Origin of the sequence: Vibrio sp. CAU 1672 (assembly GCF_029223195.1) — a bacterium.
Lineage (GTDB): Bacteria > Pseudomonadota > Gammaproteobacteria > Enterobacterales > Vibrionaceae > Vibrio.
Window position 1 is genome coordinate 290,222 of record NZ_JARHUF010000002.1, and the last position, 21,653, is coordinate 311,874.

The 21,653-nt window shown below is 47.5% G+C and carries 16 protein-coding genes; 10 read left to right on the forward strand and 6 right to left on the reverse strand.

The genetic code is table 11. From position 1 onward, the window contains the following. The first annotated feature begins 2 nt into the window (after positions 1-2). The gene (locus tag P2G85_RS03585) at positions 3-1,379 is read left to right on the forward strand and encodes a hypothetical protein (RefSeq protein WP_275862746.1); all 1,377 of its coding nucleotides are present in this window, start codon (positions 3-5) and stop codon (positions 1,377-1,379) included. Positions 1,380-1,702: 323 nt separating this feature from the next. Beyond that, positions 1,703-2,689, forward strand: a complete 987-nt coding sequence (locus tag P2G85_RS03590; RefSeq protein WP_275862747.1) for a LacI family DNA-binding transcriptional regulator — start codon at positions 1,703-1,705, stop codon at positions 2,687-2,689. Positions 2,690-3,098: 409 nt separating this feature from the next. Here the strand turns inward: P2G85_RS03590 and P2G85_RS03595 are convergent, their stop codons facing one another. Further along, entirely contained in the window at positions 3,099-4,661 is a 1,563-nt protein-coding gene (locus P2G85_RS03595; RefSeq protein WP_275862748.1) for a BCCT family transporter, read from the reverse strand. 734 nt (positions 4,662-5,395) lie between these two features. Between P2G85_RS03595 and dhaR the strand changes: the two genes are divergently transcribed. Further along, positions 5,396-7,324, forward strand: a complete 1,929-nt coding sequence (gene dhaR / locus P2G85_RS03600; RefSeq protein WP_275862749.1) for a dihydroxyacetone kinase operon transcriptional regulator DhaR — start codon at positions 5,396-5,398, stop codon at positions 7,322-7,324. Between the two features lie 54 nt (positions 7,325-7,378). On the opposite strand, the gene dhaL is transcribed toward dhaR, so the two are convergent. Next, positions 7,379-8,014 (reverse strand): dihydroxyacetone kinase subunit DhaL, encoded by a 636-nt coding sequence (gene dhaL, locus P2G85_RS03605; protein ID WP_275862750.1) that lies wholly within the window; start codon positions 8,012-8,014, stop codon positions 7,379-7,381. Positions 8,015-8,038: 24 nt separating this feature from the next. Continuing rightward, positions 8,039-9,100, reverse strand: coding sequence for a dihydroxyacetone kinase subunit DhaK (dhaK, locus tag P2G85_RS03610; protein ID WP_275862751.1), 1,062 nt, complete (start codon positions 9,098-9,100; stop codon positions 8,039-8,041). A gap of 318 nt (positions 9,101-9,418) precedes the next feature. On the opposite strand from dhaK, the gene P2G85_RS03615 reads away from it, so the two are divergent. The 7 genes from P2G85_RS03615 (at position 9,419) to P2G85_RS03645 (ending at position 18,541) form a co-directional block, all read left to right on the forward strand. Further along, the gene (locus P2G85_RS03615; protein ID WP_275862752.1) at positions 9,419-10,501 is read left to right on the forward strand and encodes a glycerol dehydrogenase; all 1,083 of its coding nucleotides are present in this window, start codon (positions 9,419-9,421) and stop codon (positions 10,499-10,501) included. A 75-nt stretch (positions 10,502-10,576) separates the two neighbouring features. Then, complete coding sequence (locus tag P2G85_RS03620) at positions 10,577-12,199, forward strand: dihydroxyacetone kinase subunit DhaK (RefSeq protein ID WP_275862753.1); 1,623 nt, start codon at positions 10,577-10,579, stop codon at positions 12,197-12,199. Positions 12,200-12,308: 109 nt separating this feature from the next. Next, complete coding sequence (locus tag P2G85_RS03625) at positions 12,309-13,610, forward strand: MFS transporter (protein ID WP_275862754.1); 1,302 nt, start codon at positions 12,309-12,311, stop codon at positions 13,608-13,610. Positions 13,611-13,727: 117 nt separating this feature from the next. After that, complete coding sequence (locus P2G85_RS03630; RefSeq protein WP_275862755.1) at positions 13,728-14,906, forward strand: alcohol dehydrogenase family protein; 1,179 nt, start codon at positions 13,728-13,730, stop codon at positions 14,904-14,906. Between the two features lie 93 nt (positions 14,907-14,999). Beyond that, positions 15,000-15,830 carry a hypothetical protein gene (locus tag P2G85_RS03635; RefSeq protein ID WP_275862756.1) on the forward strand — a complete coding sequence of 277 codons (831 nt, stop codon included), beginning with the start codon at positions 15,000-15,002 and terminating at the stop codon, positions 15,828-15,830. Positions 15,831-16,174: 344 nt separating this feature from the next. Continuing rightward, on the forward strand, positions 16,175-16,447 hold the full coding sequence (locus tag P2G85_RS03640) for a hypothetical protein (RefSeq protein WP_275862757.1): 273 nt from the start codon (positions 16,175-16,177) through the stop codon (positions 16,445-16,447). A 195-nt stretch (positions 16,448-16,642) separates the two neighbouring features. Continuing rightward, entirely contained in the window at positions 16,643-18,541 is a 1,899-nt protein-coding gene (locus tag P2G85_RS03645; RefSeq protein ID WP_275862758.1) for a methyl-accepting chemotaxis protein, read from the forward strand. A gap of 131 nt (positions 18,542-18,672) precedes the next feature. On the opposite strand, the gene P2G85_RS03650 is transcribed toward P2G85_RS03645, so the two are convergent. The 3 genes from P2G85_RS03650 to P2G85_RS03660 form a co-directional block, all read right to left on the reverse strand. After that, a complete protein-coding gene (locus P2G85_RS03650; protein WP_275862759.1) occupies positions 18,673-19,185 on the reverse strand; it encodes a DUF2799 domain-containing protein in 513 nt (170 codons plus the stop codon). Positions 19,186-19,696: 511 nt separating this feature from the next. Then, on the reverse strand, positions 19,697-20,884 hold the full coding sequence (locus tag P2G85_RS03655) for a hypothetical protein (protein WP_275862760.1): 1,188 nt from the start codon (positions 20,882-20,884) through the stop codon (positions 19,697-19,699). Further along, entirely contained in the window at positions 20,877-21,653 is a 777-nt protein-coding gene (locus P2G85_RS03660; protein ID WP_275862761.1) for an outer membrane lipoprotein-sorting protein, read from the reverse strand. The genes P2G85_RS03655 and P2G85_RS03660 overlap by 8 nt, the downstream gene beginning before the upstream one ends.

Below are 21,653 nucleotides of genomic sequence, written 5' to 3' on the forward strand. Positions count from 1 at the left end.
TAATGGTAAAGGCAATTAATGCGCTGATAGTAGGCGGTATGTCCCTCGCGATCTTAGGATGCGGAGGCTCGGAGTCGGGCAAAATAGACGTTAAACCTGAATCTATCTCAGAAGTGGTCATCCCGTCTAAGTACTACCCGGCAGATTTTACCAATGAGTTACAGTCAAACCTGGATTTCTTTATTGATGGTGTGGGGGTATCTCCGTCGGCGAAAGTGCCTTACGACCACATCTTAGTGGCAGCGTCTGGTAACTCGGTTGCAAATTATACCAATATCACGGGAATTGGGCTGTATTTGAACTTACTGACAGAAATGCAGCGGGCGGGCAGCGAAGTCGCCATTACTCGTATGGAAGCTGTGCTGGGTGCGTTGGAATCAGCGCCCCGCTGGCAAGGATTGTTTTATTGGCTCTACGGGCTGAACGGTAGCGAACTTACAGTGGCTGCAGACGGGAAAGTGTCGGCAGTGGATAACAGTAATTTAGCGTTATCATTGGCTGCACTTAGTGGTGCATATCACGATAACGCTAATGAGCGCCTTTCAGACATTGCCAGCCGGGCAGAAGTTTTACTCATGGCACAACAGCCTGGCTGGTCAAGTTTGTATGATGCCAACAAAGGATTGCTTCGTGCCGGGTGGGACAGAGAGACCGGTGAGTATTTAACCTACTATATTGATCGAAAAACCAATGAGAGCCGTCTTTCTTCTATTTGGGCTGTATTGGTGACAGAAGGTACAGCGTCGCCAGTACCAGCCTCCGCGTTTACCTCCATGGCGATGCCAGTCGGCCGGTACAATCAGGATGGTTTATATCTGGAGCCGATGCTGAGCTGGGATGGCTCCTATTTCCAGGCAATGATGCCATCGCTCTGGCTCAACGAAGTTCAACTGATGCCAGACAGTCGGTATTTAACGGCGGTTTCTGAGTTGCACAAACGCTTCTCTGATGCAAATAATGGCATTCCATTTGTCTCGGCCTCAGCGACAACCGGCAATGGGTACCACGCGTATGGTATTCAAGAAGTTTCGGAAAGTTACTATCGTTATCAACACCCTATAGTATCGGATGCCGGCACTCCTCATGCGTCTGCGCTTTACTATTTGAGTGAACCAGAAGATGCGCTGGCTCGCCTCAAAGCGATTAAAACTCGTTATCCTATGGTTGAAACAGCCGCAGGCTGGCGTGATGCCATCGCACCAGATGGCAAACTGTCTGATACGATCATTGCGCTGGATCAGGGCATGTTTGTCGGAGCCTTTTTTGCTTCATCGATACAAGCTGATGTGAGTCGTTATATGGAGCGTAAAGGGTGGCAAGCTTCTCTCGAGTCAATGTACAGTCATTTCGTTCCAAGCGAGTACATCGACTATCCATAATTAACTGGGGCGAGATGTAGCAAATAGAAGACAGTGTCATCCTGGAAATCCGGTGAAAAAGATAGGTTCATGGTGTTCGGGATGACATTTTTAACCTGCCGTTATTCAACGGCATCAAGGTTAATGGCTAACTATATTTGAATGAATAAAAGTTCACAATATCAATAGCTTGAGGCGTTTTTGTGATTAAGTTATAAGTGAAACAAGAAAAATTGAAAGGTTCGTTGGCAATGTAATATCTTCCCTGAAAAGACACTGGTATAATCGTTTAAACAGGTAAGCGATGATAAAGACATGAACGAAGGTGTTTGTGTGGGAGAGGTATGAAAGTAACCATTAAAGATGTGGCCAAAAAAGCGAATGTGTCGATTGCTACCGTGTCCTATGCAATAAACGGTAGTGAACGTATCAGTAAGAAAACCCGGGATCGGGTGCTGAAAATAGCCGATGAACTAAATTATGTGGCAAACAGCAATGCCAAATTACTCAAGCAGAAGAACACTAAGGTCATCGGGTTGTTTTTTAACTCTTGGTTCGGGCCAGTTTACAGTGAACTGGTTAAAGGCGTGGAGAAAGTGATCCACCGCTCTGGATACGACTTGGTCGCCTGCAGTATGTATGGCAATGAACATTCCACTGCTTATAAGTACATTCGAGATCGTATGGTGGATGGTGCCATTGTATTGACCAACTCGTTTGATGATGACTTTCTTAAGTCTGTCGCCAAGGACGGTTTTCCATTGGTGGTATTAGACCGGGAAGTTTCTGCACCGAACATTTTCAATCTGCTTATCGATAATTTTGGTGGTGCTTTCGCTGCAACTAAGGCGCTTATCGCGGCCGATTGCCAGGAAATCTACTATTTTAGTGGCCCTGAAGACTCATACGACAACCGTAAAAGATTAGAGGGGTACATTGCTGCACTGGGTTATTACAATATTGAATTTAACAGTGATTGTCTCATTCAGTCGGACTTTACCGAGAAAACTGCCCATCAGCAAATGAAAGCATTGCTCAAAGAAGGTAAACAGCCTAAAGCGATATTTGCAGCTAACGACGAGATGGCTATCGGTATTTTGCGTGCTGCACAAGAAGCAGGTATTTCAGTTCCTGAGCAACTAAAAATTGTTGGATTTGATGATATTCAAATGGCAGAACTCATGATCCCTGCTTTGACGACAGTTTCTCATCAGAAAGAGGATATGGGAGAGCTGGCGGCTAGTACTCTTATCCGGGCATTGCAAGGTGATAAAGAGATTGAAGAAGTGAAAATTCTGCCAACTAAACTGGTTACTAGGCACACGTTATAAGGTGTTAACTTATTAGTTCTGGCGCAACTGTCCGGATTTCTGTGCAAATGTTCAGGTTTAAGTCTTCCAAGCGTATTTAGGTAGATGGCATTTTTTTTACAAGAAATGCTCTGTTGCAGGTTTGGTAAGACAAATTCTGAAGGAGAGCCGTAGAGTAGGGATGCGGTGGGGCCGATATTTGATAAGCTGCAGTCAAGATTGGAGCAAATAGCTTTGAATAACGAAAAGTCTTAGGCAACCCACAGGAACAATGCCGAAACGTTGTTGTACGCGCTAACAACCTAATTGTATCTGGAGTGAAGTAAGCTTGTGTTTCAGGTTAAATTTACGACCGAATTACAAAACGCCTGATGAGGTTCATCAGGCGCTTAGACTTAAATGTCCCAAATTATGCTAGGACGGTTCAGGACTATTTTATACAGCTACTTATTTTCGGTTGACGAACTGGGGCTAGCGACTCGGCATAGCTTTTATATAGCCACACAATCAGTGAAGCGTTCATCGTAATCACCACAAACAATGCGGGCAGACCGCCCAGGTTGGACATCATTTTGATGCCGTCGACACCGGAGAATGCGGTCATTGACCAGGCAACCATTGCAATCACGCTTCCCCACAGCACTTTCAGCCATGCTTTTGCCCGGTTGGCTTCACTCTCTTCGGCCTGATCGGCTTCGACACAGAGTGAAGAGATAGCCTCGGTGTTCGAGTCAGCCGCTGTGACATAAGCCAGGAATGCAATAAAGATAAACAGACCGATAAGCAACGTCGGAGCCGGGAGCTGATCCAGCAAGCCGTATATCACGGCGCCCGGGCCGCTTTCGGTCAGCAGGGTATAGAATGCGCCGTTGCTGGCAAGGTCCAGTTCCAGGATCATCCCTGAGAACACTGCCATCCACAACAGTGAGAATGAAGCCGGAATAATCAGGTTTACCACCAGAAACGCCCTGACCGAGTGGCCGCGTGCAATTTTTCCCAGGAACAGTGCCACTACTGGTGACCAGGCCAGCCAGTTTGCCCAGTAGAACACGGTCCAGCTTTTGGCCCAGTTGTCGCCTTCTGCCAGTTGCAGCGAGAAGCTGCGCGGAACAAATTCAGAGATGTAGTTTGCCAGCGCCTGTCCGCCATTGATGATGATTTTCTGAGTCGGGCCGAACATAAATGCGGTCAGCGCAATGACGCAAAAGATCAGGGTGTTCACTGATGACAGACGGGCGATGCCTTTGTGCAGGCCGGATACTGAAGAGGCCACAAAGCAGATAACAATCAGTGCGATCACCAGCCCGAGCAGCATGGCTCCGTTCTCCCAGCCGGTCACTTTTGAAATGCCGCTCGACAGCACCAGAGCGCCGGTTCCGAGTGATGATGCCATCCCCGCTACCAGGGCGAACATCGAAATAGAATCAACGGTGCCGCCAACGCTGCGTGAGTATCGTTTCCCCAGTACAGGCTGAAGGGCTGCGCTGATCGAGTAGCGGCTGCTCAGGTTGTAGAAAGCCAGGGCAAACGCAAGCGCAGGAACGGCGTAAATAGCGAACGGCGTAAAAGACCAGTGCATATACATGGTGGAAAGCGCAAACTCTGCCGCCTGCGGGCTTCCCGGAGTCAGGCCCAGTGACTGGGGTGGCGAATGAAGGTGGTAAAGTGGCTCGGCGGTCGCCCAGAACAGCATGCCTGCGGCTGTGGTGGTACAGATGGTAATTGAGCCCCAGCGCCATTTACTCAGCATAGGTTTCGCCTCGGCTCCACCGATTTTCATGCCACCGAGAGGAGACAAAAATATCGCAATGCAGGTTAATACCATTACAAAGGCACCGACAGAGAATAACCAATCGAAAGTATTTAAAATCCAATTATTTATTAAAGTGGTGACTCTCAAAAACTCAGGTAAATTAAAAAAACTTGCCAGTACGGCGAAGATCAAAAAGAAGAGAGGCGGAAGAAATATTTTATATCGTAATATGTTGTTCATGTGTCACTCCATTCAGGGCAACCAATCACTAACAACTCTCATTGCAGTTTCGTCGGCGTTTAGTCGTTGCCTGTCGACGCATAAAAAATTATTAAACAGGCTTCATAAATAATAATGAAGCTCAGCGGTAAATACAGGTATACCATTGCTGCAATAGTGAGCGTCTACTCCTGATAAGTCGTGCATAAGAGTTGACGCCTTAAGCTCATCAAGCGAAAGGTTTAATTTGTCCGGTTAATCAGTGGGTTATTGTTTGTTATTTATGCTGATTGGTTGGGGGAGCGCTTTTAACCAATACGAAAAATGGCCTGTATTCTGTTTTGTTGTATTTATCTGGATTAGTAATATCCATCACTCTGGATCCTCTGTCTGTTTCAACGTTGGAAGAATCCTAGTCATGAACGCTGTAATTAAGAAGAAATTGTCGGGTATTTCGGATTGTTTTTTGATGCTTATGTCAAATTTATCACTAAACGTCCAGCGCTGAATCAGAAAATATTAACCTGATCACTTTTGTAGGGCTTTTTTGGATATTTTGTTTCAGTGTGGAACGGTTTTAATGTTTACTGTGTTTCACAATGAAACGCACTGTGGCGCTGCTGGTAACTTTTTGTTGTGATAGCGGGCTTTGAATGGTCTTCGTTTCATAACTGTGATTAATCATCACAAACTGCCGGGCGACATCCGATTACACTGGCGGTCCTGTTTGCCCGTCATGACCAGTAGTAAAGTAAATGTCCTCAATCGAAGATAGTAAAACCCGGTGGGAGTTCTTTCAGAAGCACCAGTGGGTATCACCTGAATTTGCGCTTTCGCCGGTGTTTAAATCCTGGCAACGTTGCGTAAAACAGATGAGCGCCTATGACTGGTCAAGGCCGCATATCGCTTCTGGTTTCACCCTCGCTTCCCTGAAAAGGCGCACCGAGCGCATCATTAATTGTGCGGTTACTGTCGCTGAAGATACTTACGACCTGTTGCGTGATGAAAAGCTGTTACTGCTGGTTACTGATGACAACGGCTGTGTGATGTTCTCTATCGGCCACCATGAACTTGAGGCAAAGATGGAGGCGCTGGGGATCAAGGTCGGTTGCTTCCTGAGTGAGGATAAGATTGGCACCAACGCGGTGAGCTTCACCATAGATACCAATATGCCAAGCGAGGTGTTTGCCGGCGACCACTTTAAGCGTGAGCTTCACGAAGTCGCGACAGCAGCAGCGCCAATTATCGACACCTGGGGGAAGCTGCGTGGCACCATTATGCTGGTCAGACACGCGGAGGATTACACCCGGGAGAACCTTGTTATAGCTTCTTCCTGCGCCAAAGAAGTCAGCCTGCAGCTCCATATTCAGAGTGAGCAGGAAAACATGAACCGTCTGCAGTCTGCTCACAGCGCAGCACTGGACTATATGGATGATGGGATCATCTCCTGGGACAGCGATAACCTTATCTCCTACACCAGTCAACAGGCGGAGAAGCTGCTCAACGTGCACAGCAACGACCTGCTGGAACGCGATATTTTTAATACTATCCGCTTTGCGCCCAATATCCTCAACAGCATTCAGCAGGGTGAGATGGTGCGCCGCAAGCAGACCACGTTTGAAGTTGATGGTCGTTTTGTTGAGGCGATCATTACTTACCGCTGTATGTCTGATGGGACTCACCTGCTTTTTCTCCATCCGGTCGACAAATTCCATGACCTGGTGAATCAGCGGGTGGTCAGTGATGCCAAATATACTTTCGACAGCCTTGAGTATGTTTCTGGTGAGATGAACCACGTCATAAAAGTGGCACGCAGGGCGATAAAGACTCAGGCACCGATTCTGATTACCGGCGAGGAGGGCGTGGGCAAGATTGATCTGGCGATGGCCATTCACAATGAGAGTGAGTACCGGGCCGGTCCTTTTATCACATTTAATTGTCGGTCGACCAACCCTCACCAGCTGGTGCGTGATGTGCTCGGCTATGATGAAGGTGAAGGGCAGCCATCCAGGTTCGAACTGGCACAAAATGGCACACTGTATGTTGAAAATATTGAGCACCTCGGGCCTGAGCTGCAGGCCGCTGTCCTCAAGCTGCTCAAAACCGGTCTGGTTAGCCGCAGTGACAGTCAGCGGCTGATCTCCGTGAAATTTCAGCTTCTCACCAGTACCACAATCAATATTAGCGAACAGGTCTCTCAGGGCTCGTTCTCGCGCCAGCTTTATTACGATATTTCCGCCAATGAGCTGCACGTACCTCCGATCAGAAAGCGTAAAGAAGACACCGAACATATGATCCTGAGGCTGATCAGTAACTATGAGCAGCGCAACAATGTTTCGATTGAGCTGGATGATGAGGTGATGGAGCTGCTGCTTAACTTCGACTGGCCGGGCAACAACGCTGAGCTGAAAAACCATATTGAGCGCATTCTGCTAAATCGTGGCTCAAACAGGCTGGAACCTGAAGATCTGCCTGAAGAGATCAGGCTCTACTCACCACAGGATTCGGTGGCAGTAGCGTCTGTACTGACATTGGAAGAGATGGAAAGGCAGGCGATTATTCAGGCCTGGAAGGTCTTTGACGGGCGTATGCAGGATATGGCTAAAGCACTTGATATTGGCCGGACGACGCTGTGGCGCAAAGTGAAGAAGTTCGGGCTGGTGGATATGATGGAGCCTGAGTAAGTGGCTGCGGAGAACTATCCTGTGCCGACTTTGTTCAGGCTCCTATACGCTCAGCTACGCGGCTTTTAATGCCTGAGCCAGTGCTTTGATCATCATCAGAGAAGAGGTGGCTCCCGGGTCCTGATGACCAATACTCTCCTTGCCCAGATAACAAGCGCGGCCTCTCTGAGCCTGCATTTCAATCGTCGCTACCGCGCCTTTCTCTGCCGCTTCAGTCATCTTGTCAAGGATGCTTACCGGCTGCTCTCCTGCTCTCAGGCATGCTTTGGCTACGTCAATTACCGGCAGCCAGACATCACACATGGTCTTTTCGCCTGCTTCGGCTTTACCACGGGAGACGATGCCGTCGACGCCACTTTTCAGTGCGTCAATCAGTTGTTCAAACGTGAGTTGTTCACGAGTACCCACCGTTGCTGCAGCGCGAACAAACAGGGTGCCATAGAGAGGACCACTGGCACCGCCAACATTTGAATGCAGAGTCATCCCGGTGTTTTTCAGAATCGTCGAGATGTTCTGTCTCTCAACCACAGGCAGAGTGTCAGCGATGATCTTAAAGCCCCGGTTAAGGTTCAGACCGTGGTCAGAATCACCAAGGTCACGGTCAAGGTCGGTCAGAAACTTCTGGTTTTCGTCAAAAGCTTTTGCACAAAGGGCTAGCCAGTTGACGATCTGCTGCTTTTCGATTTGCATTGCTTGGATTCCTTGCTGGGGGACTTACTGCCATTTGAGTGCTGGTGTATCGACGGGGGCATCAAACAGTTCAATCATCTCCTGGTCAGCTTTAAGAAGAGTGATTGAAACACCTTCCATATTCAGGGCGGTGCAATAGTTGCCCACCATATTGCGTACGATGCGGAAATTCGCTTTCTCACAGAGCTGGGTAAGACGGCGGTAGGCAATGTACAGCTCGGATTGGGTTGTACTGCCGAGTCCGTTGACGATGGCAATGTAGTCCTGGTCTGCTTCAAACTCTTCAGTTAAGGATTCAAATTCATCCCACTGGCCTTCTTCGCAGTCCCAGGTGCGGAGGGTGCGGCAGTAGCCTGTGTTTTCCTTCAGAGCCATAAACATCTTATCGACCAGTTCATCTGCGCTGGTGTATTTGACCCGTTCTATCCCGGGCTCTCCGTGGATACCGATACCGAACTCCACTTCATTTTCAGCCAGCTCAAAAGAGGGCTGACCGGCTGCCGGAACTTCGCAGGCGCCCAGTGCAACAGCGATTGAGCGGCAGTTGTTGTTAACCCGTCGCCCAAGCTCCACACACTGCTCCAGGGTGTAGCCTTTTTCCGCGGCCGCACCGACGATCTTTTCTGCCAGTACCGTACCCGCAACGCCGCGGCGGCCGGTGGTATACAGGCTGTCTTTCACCGCAATGTCATCGTCAATCAGGACAAATCCGACTTTAACGCCGTCTGCGTGAAGTAGTTCAACGGCCAGCTTAAAGTTCTTACCGTCACCTTTGTAGTTTTTTACCAGGAACAATACACCTTTTTCGTTGCTGACCTGGCTGCCGCACTCATAGATTTGGTCCGGTGTGGCGCGGACAAAAATTTCACCCGGACAGGCACCGGTCAGCATGCCTTTGCCTACGTAGCCAATATGCATCGGTTCGTGACCGGATGCGCCTCCTGAGACCAAAGCCACCTGCTCCGGTGACAGTTCGTGCCACACATAGCAGGGGTGTGGGTTTACCTTAAGTTCCGGGCGCGAGGCGGCGAGCCCTGCAACCTGTTCTAAAACAACATCTTCAACGTTATTGATCAGTTTTTTCATCATCTTTTCTGACTGCTTTTATTTTCATGGCTTAGCTCATATTAGGGAGCTAAAACAGGAGTGGCAATTAAAATTAATTGTTTCAGATTGGAACGTTAATTTATTGGTGATTGTTTCATAATGAAACTCAAAGTGGCGGATGAATAGAAAAGTGTGATTGGGTTTTGATTTTACTTTGTGAGCTGAGATGCCAGCCGGGCGAATTGATGTGAATATCAAAATTCATTTTAAAACTCGCGACTATTTCTTCTGGTTTTCAATATTCGTTATTTAGGATGAATCCATCGTTGAAACAACAAAGAAGAAGGTCTCAAGCTCATGGATAAAATTATTATTAGCCCAAGTAAATACGTGCAAGGTGAAAACGTTCTGGGCTCTATCGCTGGCTACGTAAAAGCGCTTGGTGAAAATGCATTCGCTATTGCTGACGAGTTTGTAACAGGTCTGGTTGGTGGCACGGTAAAAGAAAGCTTCCACAAAGAAGAGATGCCGCTGGCGATGGAACTGTTTAATGGTGAGTGTTCCCGTCAGGAGATCGACAGACTGATTGATATTGTGGCTACCCAGAAGAACGATGTGATCATCGGTATCGGTGGTGGCAAGACACTTGATACGGCAAAAGCAGTCGCTTACTACTCTAAGGTGCCGGTGGTTGTGGTTCCGACCATCGCTTCTACTGACGCGCCAACGTCTGCCCTGGCGGTAATCTACACACCTGAAGGTGAATTCAGCGAGTATTTATTGTTCCCGCAAAATCCAAACATGGTGGTGATGGACACCGCAGTTATCGCTAAAGCACCGGTTCGCCTGCTGGTCGCCGGTATGGGGGATGCGCTTTCTACCTACTTTGAAGCGCGCGCAAACATGACATCGGGTAAGGCAACCATGGCCGGGGGCGCACCAACCCGTTCGGCTCAGGCACTGGCAAAACTCTGTTACGAAACCCTGCTTGAAGATGGTCTGAAAGCAAAAGTTGCCGCAGAGAATGGCGTCAGTACCAAAGCGGTTGAAAACATCATCGAAGCGAATACTTACCTGAGCGGTATCGGCTTTGAAAGCAGCGGCCTGGCAGCTGCGCATGCTATTCATAACGGCCTGACCAAGCTGGAAGAGTGTCACCATCTTTACCATGGTGAGAAGGTGGCATTTGGCACCCTGACTCAGCTTGTTCTGGAAAATGCACCAATGGAAGAAATTGATACGGTAATTAATTTCTGCCGCAGTGTAGGCCTGCCAACCAACCTGTTTGATATGGGGGTAACAGAACTAAATCACGAAAAATTACGTGAAGTGGCTGAGGGTGCAACAGCGGAAGGTGAAACCATTCACAATATGCCATTCCCAGTGACAGCAGAAGCGGTTTACGCAGCAATTCTGACGGCACATCAAATTGGTCAGTAATTACTAATTATTCATTAGGTTAATAGGGTATTAGGTTTGATTTAAATTAATACCCTTATTCAGAAAGAGATAAAAATGTCAGATCTAATTTTAAATACAAAAGAGTCTTTTGTTCTGGATTCTATCCACGGAACGCTATATGCGGCACAAAGAGAAAACCTAACATTATTAGATTTTAATAATGATATTAAGGTTGTTGCTCGTAATGACTGGAACAAAGACAAAGTTGCGTTGATTTGTGGCGGCGGTTCAGGCCACGAGCCGGCGCATGCAGGGTTTGTCGGTAAAGGTATGCTGACTGCTGCCGTATGTGGCGACCTGTTTGCGGCGCCTAGTGTGGATGCGGTACTTAACGCCATTCTGCACGTGACCGGTGATGCAGGCTGTCTGGTTATCATCAAAAACTACACCGGCGACCGCCTGAACTTCGGTCTTGCGGTAGAGAAAGCAAAAGAGATGGGACGCAAGGTTGACCTGATTGTGGTTGGCGACGACATCTCTATCCCAGGGAACCCTCAACCCCGCGGTATTGCAGGCACCCTGTTCGTACAAAAAGTCGCGGGCTATGTGGCAGAAAACGGTGGCTCTCTGGAAGAGGTGAAGCAGGCGGCGATCGATGCACATGAGAAAACCGCATCTATCGGCGTTGCGCTGACCAGCTGTTCACTGCCGGGTGAAAGCAACGATCGCATCGCACAGGGCAAAGCGGAACTCGGGCTAGGCATTCACGGTGAAGCGGGCATTGAAACCATCGACCTGCCTGAAGCAAAAGCGCTGGTTTCCACCATGGTCAGCAAGCTTGTTGAAGCTAAGCCAACCTCGGAAAACGCCATTCTGCTGAACAACCTGGGCGGTCTGTCTCCTATCGAAATGAACATCGTGGCAAAAGAGGTGATGGAATCGGAGCTGGGCCAGCAGGCGAAATTCATCGTCAGTGGCGCTCTGATGACCGCCATCGATATGAAAGGTTTCTCCATCTCAACCATCCAACTGACCGATGAGATCAGCAAAGCGCTGACTGCTGAAGTGGAAGCAGGTGCATGGCCTGGCGCAGTAGCGCGCCGCGAGGTACCGGTGACCCGCTGCGAAAACCAGATCGTGAAAAACGCGTTTGAGCCATCTCACGATGAAGAAGCCGCGCTGGTACTGCGTAAAGTGTGCCAGTCCATCATCGATATCGAAGCTGAGCTGAATCATCTCGATTCTATTGTTGGTGACGGTGATACCGGCTCTACATTTGCGGCGGGTGCCCGCAAGGTACTGGCGCAGCTTGACGCAAACGCCTTGCCGCTGAAGGACAAAGCAAAACTGATGACCACCATCGCAGACTGCCTGACTTCGGTAATGGGTGGCTCTTCTGGCGTACTGCTTTCCATCATGTTTACGGCTGCAGGCCGTGATTATGAGCATAACGGCTCACTGCCAAAAGCGCTTCAGGCCGGTCTTGGCCAGATGATGGCGTACGGCGGAGCGAAACCGGGTGACCGGACCATGATCGATGCGCTGCATCCGGCTCTGGAAGCCTGGGTTGAAGATGGCTTCCTGGCGGCGATGGAAGCCGCGAAAGCGGGCGCAGAGGCAACGGTTGAGATGACAAGTGCCAAAGCCGGCCGCTCGTCTTACCTCAACAGTGACAGCCTGTCAGGGACCAAGGATCCCGGCGCGTATGCTATCGAGACGGTGTTCAGTCAGTTCTGAGAATAACTAAATAATCTTATTCCAATAAGAATTACGCTAATTAGTCATGAACCCGTGGCTGATTAGCGTTGAGATGAATCAATTTGTCTAAAATTTTAAGGTGAACAATATGAAGAAAGGAAATCTGGGAAGATACCTTCAGTTTGCACTCGTGATACTAGCTGCTGGTGCAATTTACCCTCTGATATATTTGAAAGCTCAGTATCAGGAAACAATATTAGAAGTATTTAATATGACTCTGACGCAAATGAATTGGATTTATTCAATTATTGGCGTGGTGTTTGTTGTTGGCTATTTTCCAAGTGGTGTTCTCAGTGACAAATTTTCCGCAAAGAACTTGTTATCAGTTTCTCTGCTGGGAACGGCCATTGGTGGCTTCTGGTTCGCTCAGGTCCCAAATTATGAGCATGTCGTCATTATCTTTGCCATTTGGGGCTTCTTCTCGGTTTTCACTTTCTGGAGTTCCCACCTGAAGGTTGTGAAGATGCTGTCATCCGATGACGAAGATGGACGCTTCTTCGGTATTCTGGACGGTGGTAAAGGCTTAATAGAAGCTATTTTGGCAAGTGCAGCGCTGGCTATGTTTACCTCTGTGCTTGGCGAAAGTCTTGAGTTTGCAGACAAGAAAGCCGCACTTGAAACCATCATCTACATGTATTCCTTTGTACTGCTGGTTACGTCTGTGCTTATTTTCATCTTCGTTAAAGAAGACAAAGCAGCGGCTAAAGACATTACCGAGAGCGAAGAGAACAAATTCAAATTCTCAGATCTGGGCAAAGTGTTCAAGAACAAATATATCTACCTACACGGTCTGATCCTGTTCTGTGGTTACGTTATGTTCTGGACCAACTACTATTTTGCCGGCCACATGCAAACAAACCTTGGTCTGACGCCTGTTGCGGTTGGCTCCATGATGGTTGGTGTACTGTGGATGCGTCCAATCGGCGGTGTTATCGGTGGCTTTCTGGCTGACAAAATCGGCAAGGCTCTGACTATCGCAATTTCTCTTGTTGTGGGTGGTGCGACTGTGGGTATTCTCGCAATGGCCCCATCAACGATGCCGAACGCAATGCTTAGTGCGCTGGTTGTATTGTCTGGTCTGACTCTGTACGTGATTCGCGGTACTTACTGGTCACTGCTGGGCCAGTCCAAAATTGATGCCGCAATCATGGGTACGGCAATTGGTGTTATTTCGTTTATCGGTTACCTGCCAGATATCGTACTGCCTCAAATTAACAGTTACCTGTGGGAAGTGTTCGGCAACGAAGGCGGTTACAAAGCTTACTTCCTGATGAGCATGTGTATTGGTTTCGTTGGTGCAATTCTGGCGATGGTTTACAGAAGCATGCAAAAGTCTGATGAGAAAAAAGCACAACCTGCAATTCAAGTTCAAGCAAGCGAAAGCGCTTAATTAAATATTAGTAAAGTTGTGTTGATTAAGAAATATCTATTAGGTCGTCAGTCGACGACCTATGACAAATTATTAACGGCATTATATTAACATACAGTAATAAAGAGTAAGTAAATTATGTATAACAAAGACAAAAACCGCTTCATTATTAAAGAAGGCGATAAAACCATGAAAGCCGTCGTTACTACGGGTAACGGCGGTTACGAGAAACTCGTATATATGGACGTGCCCATGCCGGTGATTGACGAGGGCGAAGTACTGGTGAAAGTCCTGGCGGCCGGTGTTAACAACACAGAAGTGAATACCCGCCTTGGCTGGTACTCTTCAAAAGTAACCCAGAGCACCAATACCCTGTCTGACGACGACAACGAGAAAGCAGAAGCATCTGAAGAGAAAGATGGCGGCTGGAACGAAGAGACTCCATTCCCGTTCATCCAGGGTACGGACTGCTGCGGTGAAGTGGTTGAAGTCAAAGACGAAGCGAACAAGCACCTGCTGGGCAAGCGTGTTCTGATCCGCGCCTGTATCCGTCACGAGGGCTGGGACTCAATGGAAAACATCTGGATGGCGTCTGACTTTGACGGTGCATTCGCTCAGTACGTGAAGATCGAAGCAACAGAAGTGTTCCCGGTTGAGTGTGACTGGACCGACGCAGAGCTTGGCACCATCCCTTGTTCATATGGCACGTCAGAAAACATGGTTCAGCGCGCAGGCGTGAAAGACGGTGAGCGCGTTCTGGTTGCTGGTGCATCAGGCGGTGTAGGGTCTGCGGTTGTACAGCTGGCTAAGCGCCGCGGCGCGTACGTTATCGGCCTGGCAGAAGGTGAGGCCAAAGTAGATTTGGTGAAATCTTACGGTGCAGACGAAGTGATCGTGTTCGGTAAAGACACCCTTAAAACCCTGGGCGATAAGTCAGTCGACGTAGTGGTGGATAACGTTGCCGGCCCTAACTTCCCTCAAATGATGAAAGTACTTAAGCGCGGTGGCCGCTTTGTCTCATCAGGCGCTATTGCGGGGCCGATTGTCGATCTGGACATGCGTGACTTCTACCTGAAAGACCTGACTCTGATCGGTTGTACCGGCTGGGATGAGCCTGTATTCCCAAGCCTGGTGGCAGCAATTGAAGACGGTGACATCAAGCCGGCGCTGGCAAAAACCTTCCCGCTGGAAAATATCGTCGAGGCTCAGAAAGAGTTTGCGCTTAAGAAGCACGTCGGCAAGTTCGTGCTTATTCCAAGTCACGATGAAACCCCTGCCGGCCGCACTTTTGAGCAGGCAGAAGAAGTCGTTATCTAAACAACGTCATTAATAAAATCTGTGAGTTCTGCAGCAGGGCAAGATGCCACTGCAGGGCTCCTTATACAAAAATTATTGGTAAGGAATATTTCCATGAGTTCTGAAAGCATTTTTGAAAGAGTTCACGAAATAAAGCACGCTGAATTTACGAAAGAAAACTGGTTTGAAAAACAGCCGGGTAAAAAAATGAAGTTTGGCTCCCGCGAATTTATGCTCAACCAGCCGTCTTCCACTTTCTGGGTATATTTGCTGGGTGTACTGGTGACCATCGCCGGTGCTCGCTTCCTGATGATCCAGGGCGAAGAGCTGTCGCGGTTCTGGTGGGGCATCTCGCTGATCCTTTGGGGTGTGGGCGCACTGATCGCAGGTACCAGCTACCAGGCGTTTGGCTATGAGCTTAAATGTGCCCGGCGGGAGACCTGTTCATGGACCACCTGGTGGGAAGTGATCTACCTGATCTTCCAGCAGGTCAGTATGAACGCCATGACAGTCGCGATCGCTTACTCCTGCACGACAGGGGTCTACCGGGAAATCCTGATCTGGTACTCAGCGATACTCTCTGTCGTGTACACCATTGTGACTTTCTACGGCGCATTCAAACCGAAGAAATCGCTGATCACATTTGAGTTCATGATGCTGGCCTCCCTGCCAAGCTTCATTCTGTTCTGTGTGCTGAACCTGGCTCGTTACGTTATGTACGGTCACGCAATGGATTTGGTTTTATTGGGCTCGTGGGCACTTATCTTCCTTTCATGGTGGGGTTATGACAAATACTACAAAGCCGGAATAACTGACATCCTGTGGAAAGAAGGCAAGTGGTTCTCTGAAAACGATGTACTGCACGTTGTGCTGGTGGTTTGGGGATTCTACGTATTGTTCCTAATGCCGCAGTACATCATGGATTATGCTTATTTTGTAAACTAAAGGGAACTCTCCAAACATTCGTGTAATTGTCCAAATTAAGCCTATTGGCTAAGGAAACATGAATAAGAAAGTATTTAACACTCTGCTTATCAAGTAGTGTCGCAAAGTTATGAACTCCAGATTTACTTGGCAGTAGCTATGATGCTTTCTGGTGTATTGAAGAAAAAGAAAATTGCGGTGTAATTAGCTGATGTTGTTTTCCCTCTTAACGATTAACAGATAGTTACACCGCAAAACGGATAATATTGTCGTTGTGTTGAATATATCTGTAAACCTGCAGCTAAATTTATACTTTATCTGAATGAAATTTTAATAATATAAATGAAGATTAATACGAGGTTGTAATGGAAGATTTGGATTTATACAATATTGTTGGGTTGCTCGGGGCATCTCTGTATCTTTTATCATATCTTCTATTGAATACCCAAAAGTTATCTGGCGATTCTTTAAATTATATAGCTATGAATATGGCTGCCGCTATTTGCGTTTCTATTTCATTGTTGGAGTATTACAATCTTCCATCCTTAATTATCCAGTTGTCATGGGTTGTTATTTCTATCATTGGGATTTACAACTGTCTGTCGAAAAATCGTCAGGATGAAAAATTAAGCAGGTAAGCACCTCTCTTAGAGCAGTACTGTTTTTAGCAACCCGTTTTTGTTGGTTTCGGCTTGTGGGGGGAATCAGATAAAAGCTAACTGAACAGAGTAATTACACCCGTTCTCAGAAAGTAAGTACGTCACTCATGGGACGGTGTAACAGCGGCCGTATAAAAGAAATGATGTATTGACGTATTATTGTCGAGGAATGGAATGAAACAACTTGGTTTAAAAAGGGTGCTCATTTTATCAGTAATGTTGCTGGTTGGTTTGTCTGTGTCGATTTCTAGCATGTTTTTCTATGTTAAAGAAAAAGAAACTCTGACTGAAATTATTAATTCTGAAAGTGAATCATATGTCGAGTTAAAGGCGTCGATTATTGAAGCGCTGATTAGTGAAAAAGTGGCCGGGGTCAAAAAACTAGCAAAACAGTTTAAAAATCAAGAGATCAAAGGTAGTGATGAAGAATTAATAGAGAAGGTCCATTTCCTGGCGAATGCCATGAATTTGGGAAGTGCAACACTGGCATTTCAGGATGGGAGAGCTTACTGGAACCAAACTCATGAAGACTGGCCTGGCGGTAAATATACAAAAGATGTCACTCTCAGACCGTGGTATCAAACAGGTCGGAATGCTTCGGGAGTAACGGTAACAGAGCCTTATGGCACAGATGTTCTCTTTATTACTATTGTAGAAAAAGTTAAAGAAGGTACTATTTCTGCTGACATGGAGTTGGGCTTTCTTAATGAGTTAGTTGCGCAATCTAACGACATCCCCGGAGCGACAGTTGCAATCTTAAATCATGATACTACCGTTTTAGCTTCCAACTCTTCTGTTATCAAAACGGGTCAGAAAGGTTCTGAGCTCTCGTGGTTTAAAGATATTGCTGCAGACATTGTCAGCCAAAAGAGCTTTGTGGCTGATTACAGTTTAAATGGAGTCGATAAAGCGCTTTATTCGCACCGAATCCGCGTCGGGGATAAAGAGTGGTATCTTACTCTTAGTTTAGACAAATCAGTTGTGTTTTCTAAGCTGAAAGAATCGAGAGATACAGCTATTTTAGTAGCGACATTGGCAAGTCTAATTAGCGTTGTTATCGCATTTATACTCATACAAATACTATATAAACCAATTGTATTTTTAAAGCAGACGGTATTGGATTTATCGAGTGGTGATGCGGATTTAACTCAGCGCTTAGAGGTTAATAGTACAGATGATCTTGGTCAGATTGCTCAGGGGGTAAATCAGTTTGTAGAAAACCTGCAAAACATGATGTTGCAAATACAAAGTGTCACAATGACTTTGCAAGCTAATGTCGACAAGATGAGAGAAAAATCAAAGCAAAACACTGAGACTCTTAAAACTCACGTCACCGAAACTGAACAAATTGTGACCGCAATAGAAGAAATGAATGCAACTGCCGACTGTATGGCGAGTGATGCTGCGAATACTGCTGGTCTGACTCAGAAGGCTAATGATATTAGTGTGCGGTCTAAAAAAACGGTTGAACAGTCTATGCAAACTGTTTCTTCTTTAATCGCTGATGTTGATAATGCTTCCGAAAACGTTCAGAGAATGAATGATGAAACGCAAAGTATTAATACTATTTTGAGTGTGATTGGTGAAATTGCGGAACAAACGAATTTGCTCGCTTTAAACGCAGCAATAGAAGCTGCCAGGGCTGGTGAGCAAGGCCGTGGATTTGCAGTGGTAGCTGATGAAGTGAGGAATTTGGCAAGCAGAACGAAAGATAGTACTCAAGAGGTGGAAGTCGCGCTTGATAAATTGTTAAAAGGTACGAAAACAGTCGTTGATTCAATGAATAGTACAAAAAGCAGATGTCAGGAAACCGCCGGTGGTGCTAGTGATGTAGCTGCTAGCTTGGAATCAATGAGTAGTTTTGTTGATGAAATAAATGATTTGAGTACTCAAATAGCTACCGCTGCGGAAGAACAAAGCAGTGTTACTCAGGAGCTAAGCCGAAATATATCAACAATCAGTGAGATAGTGGTCGAATTAGAGCAGAGCGGTCAGGAAAGTTTGGCTGAAGCAGAACAGGTAGCAGAAATTAATCATCAACTGGTTTCAATCGTGAGTAGATTTAAGCTTTAGATATCAATATTCAGCGTCTGAGGTTGATTTTTTACTTTTAATTAGCTCGCAGCCTTTGTTAGTAAAGGCCGCGAGCTGTCGGGAAGTTATGGATTGGTTCTGTTATAAACTCATGTTGTGAACAACACTATTTAATAGTTGAAATAAAATTGGGTCGCTGGCGAAATCAGGGAAGAACGCTCTCGTGCCAGATATTTTCTTTTTTCTCTTAAGCGTTTAGCCGTCTGTTTGTCTAACTCTGCTTCCAGTTGGCGGTCGATACGTGATATTTCCCCATCAAGGGCGTTGATACGCTGCTGACGCTGGTATTCTTGCTGCCCCAACTGGTAGTTTTTCAAGAACAGCTCGTTGGAACAAACCCCGTAGTAAGTTCTTCCTTCCGCCCCCACGTTATAACCATTGTCCGGTGAGCAGTAAAGAATGGTGCCTTTATCAAAGCCATCTTGCCATTTATGGTGATCTGGTGTGACACCGGCTTCGCGACAGTCTTTAATGTAATCGTAAAGTATGTCCGGATTGTTTCCGTTGCGTCCATCTTGGTAGCCGACCCGATACCAGTCCGCGGTCTGGCACTGTTCAGGCGACATGCTGCTACAACCAGAAAGCAGAGCCAATATGACAAACAGAGGCGCTATGCGTTTCATGAAGAATGTTCCCATTTACTGCGTTACAAGACGTGATTATAAATGAACACTGTTCATTTCCAATAGATAAAAATAATAATTACCGGCATATTGATAGGTTTAGCTGTGGGTTCTGGCCTGAATTGAAGAAAACATGTCTCTGAAACCGGTAACACTATAGCTTAAAGCCAAAATGGAAGAGCGGGGGAGCACGCCCTGCTATGGCAGTCCAAGAGTTAGTGGTGATACCCATATGTAGAGTTTGAGTTCCGCCCGCTGAAGTAGGTTCCGGGCAGGGCGTTGAACCGTTTTGACAGCCCTGAAAGGGACCGTGAACTAACAGGCATCGTTAGCTCTTTAAATGTTCAGGTGCCACTATGCTGACATGGAAATGAGCTAACGTAATCATCGAAATATGCATCATGGGTGCTATCAGCATTGAAAAGAGAGGTTTCAAGCGCAAAATTACAAGCTCGGTTTAAAGCTACGCACATTGAAACCATCTCTGAGGGTTACATATTTAAGTCATCATTCAAAAAAAGTAACTCACGCTTAAGCCAATTCGATCGCGATCTCGGTAACTCCCCCAGAAGCTCTGCGCAGAGCCGGATAATTGCTGCCAGCTGAGAGAGACGGTCGCGTGATCATTCAATCGCTGTTCAGTTTGTATTTCAAAATATTGCCCGCTTTCAGCCGTATCGATACTCCATTCCAGTATTAACAGCGTTTCCTCATCCCCTTCAGGATCCCAGCTGATCCGGCCCATCAGGTTATCGCGAAACACGCGGCGAAAATCCACCCAGCCAGGTAGTTGCTCTCCGCCTTGCGTAACTTTTTCATCCGCCGTCTGTACTAACAGTAACCAATGATCCTGCTCGCCGAGTACTTCAAAGAACTCTTTTTCCAAAGCAAGTACCCATTGCAGGTAATCATCACCATGGTTCTGTCTGACATAACCAATCTCTGCACGCATCAACGCAGATCCATCGAGCGGGCTCACCCAGGTGCCGCCGAAGATATGCTGACCATCGTAATAAGGGCGGATGCCCGCCGCTTCAATCCGTGCCGCAGGGCTGTAGCCATAACCGCTGTAACCGTAAAGCGTGAGATCTTGCTGCCGCCAGTTGCCACTAATGCGTATGCCCAATTGCTCCCCGGCCTCCGAGTTGTCCTGCGGGAGTAAAGGGATCGCTTCTTGTTGCCAGATACCGGCTGGCAAGCGCGAGGGGCTGGGCTCGGGGCTGTAAATAAGATCCAGTTGTAAGGGGCCGAACCACCGCCAGCGCAGAGCGGAAAATGCCAGTTGCTGCGGTTCAAGCACATCAGAGAAATCCCGCGGCGCCCAGACATCCGCGACGGAAATGGTATCAGTCACGCGCCAATCTACAAGTTGTCGGCCAAGGGTCCACTCGTGATTATCCTTGCGGTAACGTACAAAGGCTTGAGCCAGGCCAACTTGCGCGGGTAATGGCGAGCTTCTCCAGCCACTGGCTCGTTGTTGCGGATGAATATCACTCTGCTGTAACCATCCTCCCGCGACTAACTCGAGCCCTTGGTAAGGTTTGTACTTCAGTTCAGTATCGAACCGGACGCGATAGTCCGCCTCTTCCAACTGTTCGGCATACCAGCCCTGGCTACGCAGGCTGGCGGTTACATCTAACTCAGAGGCATAGCCGTGAAAGGCCAATACGCAGGCGAGCAGGCAGCATATTTTAGTCACGTAGAAAATCCTCACTGAAGGTGCGCGCACTCAGGGTTGGCCCGAACTGGCGTGACGAGATCTCGAAGACGGTCTTGCGCTTTTTATGGATGTTAACCACCTCGATACGGCCGGGACGCCAGGCCCCGTCGGAAAATAGTTTGAGTTGCAGGTTCCGAAGCGATTTGATTAACATGCCACCACGGTTGTAATAATCAATCCGGGAAATGGCATAGTTGGTATCGACCCATATATCCCGCCGGGAATAGGCGGAATGGCTGCCGGCCAGTGGCTGTGCAGTAACTCGCCATCCCTGCGCGTCGGCTGATTGCAGCGAATAGGTATAGTTCTCAGTATCTTCACCGCTAAGTTCGGCATTATCTTCAAAAGTCAGGTCGGTGCCGGCAAAATACTGGCGCCAACGATTCCCGTTGATCCGGCGGGCTTTACTCCAACTGGGCATTTTCAACCACATCTGTTGTTGCCCGGAGTTACGGGAGATGAATAACCCCAGCCCTTTGTCAACAGAAGGTGAATCGAACTTGACTACAACCTGCTCTCCTGTTGCTGCATAACGGGTCCAGCGGGTCAGGGTTTTCTGTCTGGGAGCTTCCCCGTTGCGCACCACTTCAAGGCTGATCTGTTCAACCTCTGTCTCGCTGTGCTGACGATATAACTGCCAGGCTTTGTGGATAATGGCGGCGGCATCATCCAACGTTGCCGCCCGGGCACTTGCACTGGCACAGATAAACAACCAACTCCAAAGGGTTAGCCAGATTATTTTTTTCAT

Coding starts and splice junctions, on each gene's coding strand:
- P2G85_RS03630 (WP_275862755.1), top strand. CDS start 13,728: ATGTATAACAAAGACAAAAACCGCTTCATTATTAAAGAAGGCGATAAA.
- P2G85_RS03585 (WP_275862746.1), top strand. CDS start 3: ATGGTAAAGGCAATTAATGCGCTGATAGTAGGCGGTATGTCCCTCGCG.
- P2G85_RS03625 (WP_275862754.1), top strand. CDS start 12,309: ATGAAGAAAGGAAATCTGGGAAGATACCTTCAGTTTGCACTCGTGATA.
- P2G85_RS03645 (WP_275862758.1), top strand. CDS start 16,643: ATGAAACAACTTGGTTTAAAAAGGGTGCTCATTTTATCAGTAATGTTG.
- P2G85_RS03650 (WP_275862759.1), bottom strand. CDS start 19,185: ATGAAACGCATAGCGCCTCTGTTTGTCATATTGGCTCTGCTTTCTGGT.
- dhaR (WP_275862749.1), top strand. CDS start 5,396: ATGTCCTCAATCGAAGATAGTAAAACCCGGTGGGAGTTCTTTCAGAAG.
- P2G85_RS03635 (WP_275862756.1), top strand. CDS start 15,000: ATGAGTTCTGAAAGCATTTTTGAAAGAGTTCACGAAATAAAGCACGCT.
- dhaK (WP_275862751.1), bottom strand. CDS start 9,100: ATGAAAAAACTGATCAATAACGTTGAAGATGTTGTTTTAGAACAGGTT.
- P2G85_RS03660 (WP_275862761.1), bottom strand. CDS start 21,653: ATGAAAAAAATAATCTGGCTAACCCTTTGGAGTTGGTTGTTTATCTGT.
- P2G85_RS03595 (WP_275862748.1), bottom strand. CDS start 4,661: ATGAACAACATATTACGATATAAAATATTTCTTCCGCCTCTCTTCTTT.
- P2G85_RS03640 (WP_275862757.1), top strand. CDS start 16,175: ATGGAAGATTTGGATTTATACAATATTGTTGGGTTGCTCGGGGCATCT.
- P2G85_RS03620 (WP_275862753.1), top strand. CDS start 10,577: ATGTCAGATCTAATTTTAAATACAAAAGAGTCTTTTGTTCTGGATTCT.
- P2G85_RS03590 (WP_275862747.1), top strand. CDS start 1,703: ATGAAAGTAACCATTAAAGATGTGGCCAAAAAAGCGAATGTGTCGATT.
- dhaL (WP_275862750.1), bottom strand. CDS start 8,014: ATGCAAATCGAAAAGCAGCAGATCGTCAACTGGCTAGCCCTTTGTGCA.
- P2G85_RS03615 (WP_275862752.1), top strand. CDS start 9,419: ATGGATAAAATTATTATTAGCCCAAGTAAATACGTGCAAGGTGAAAAC.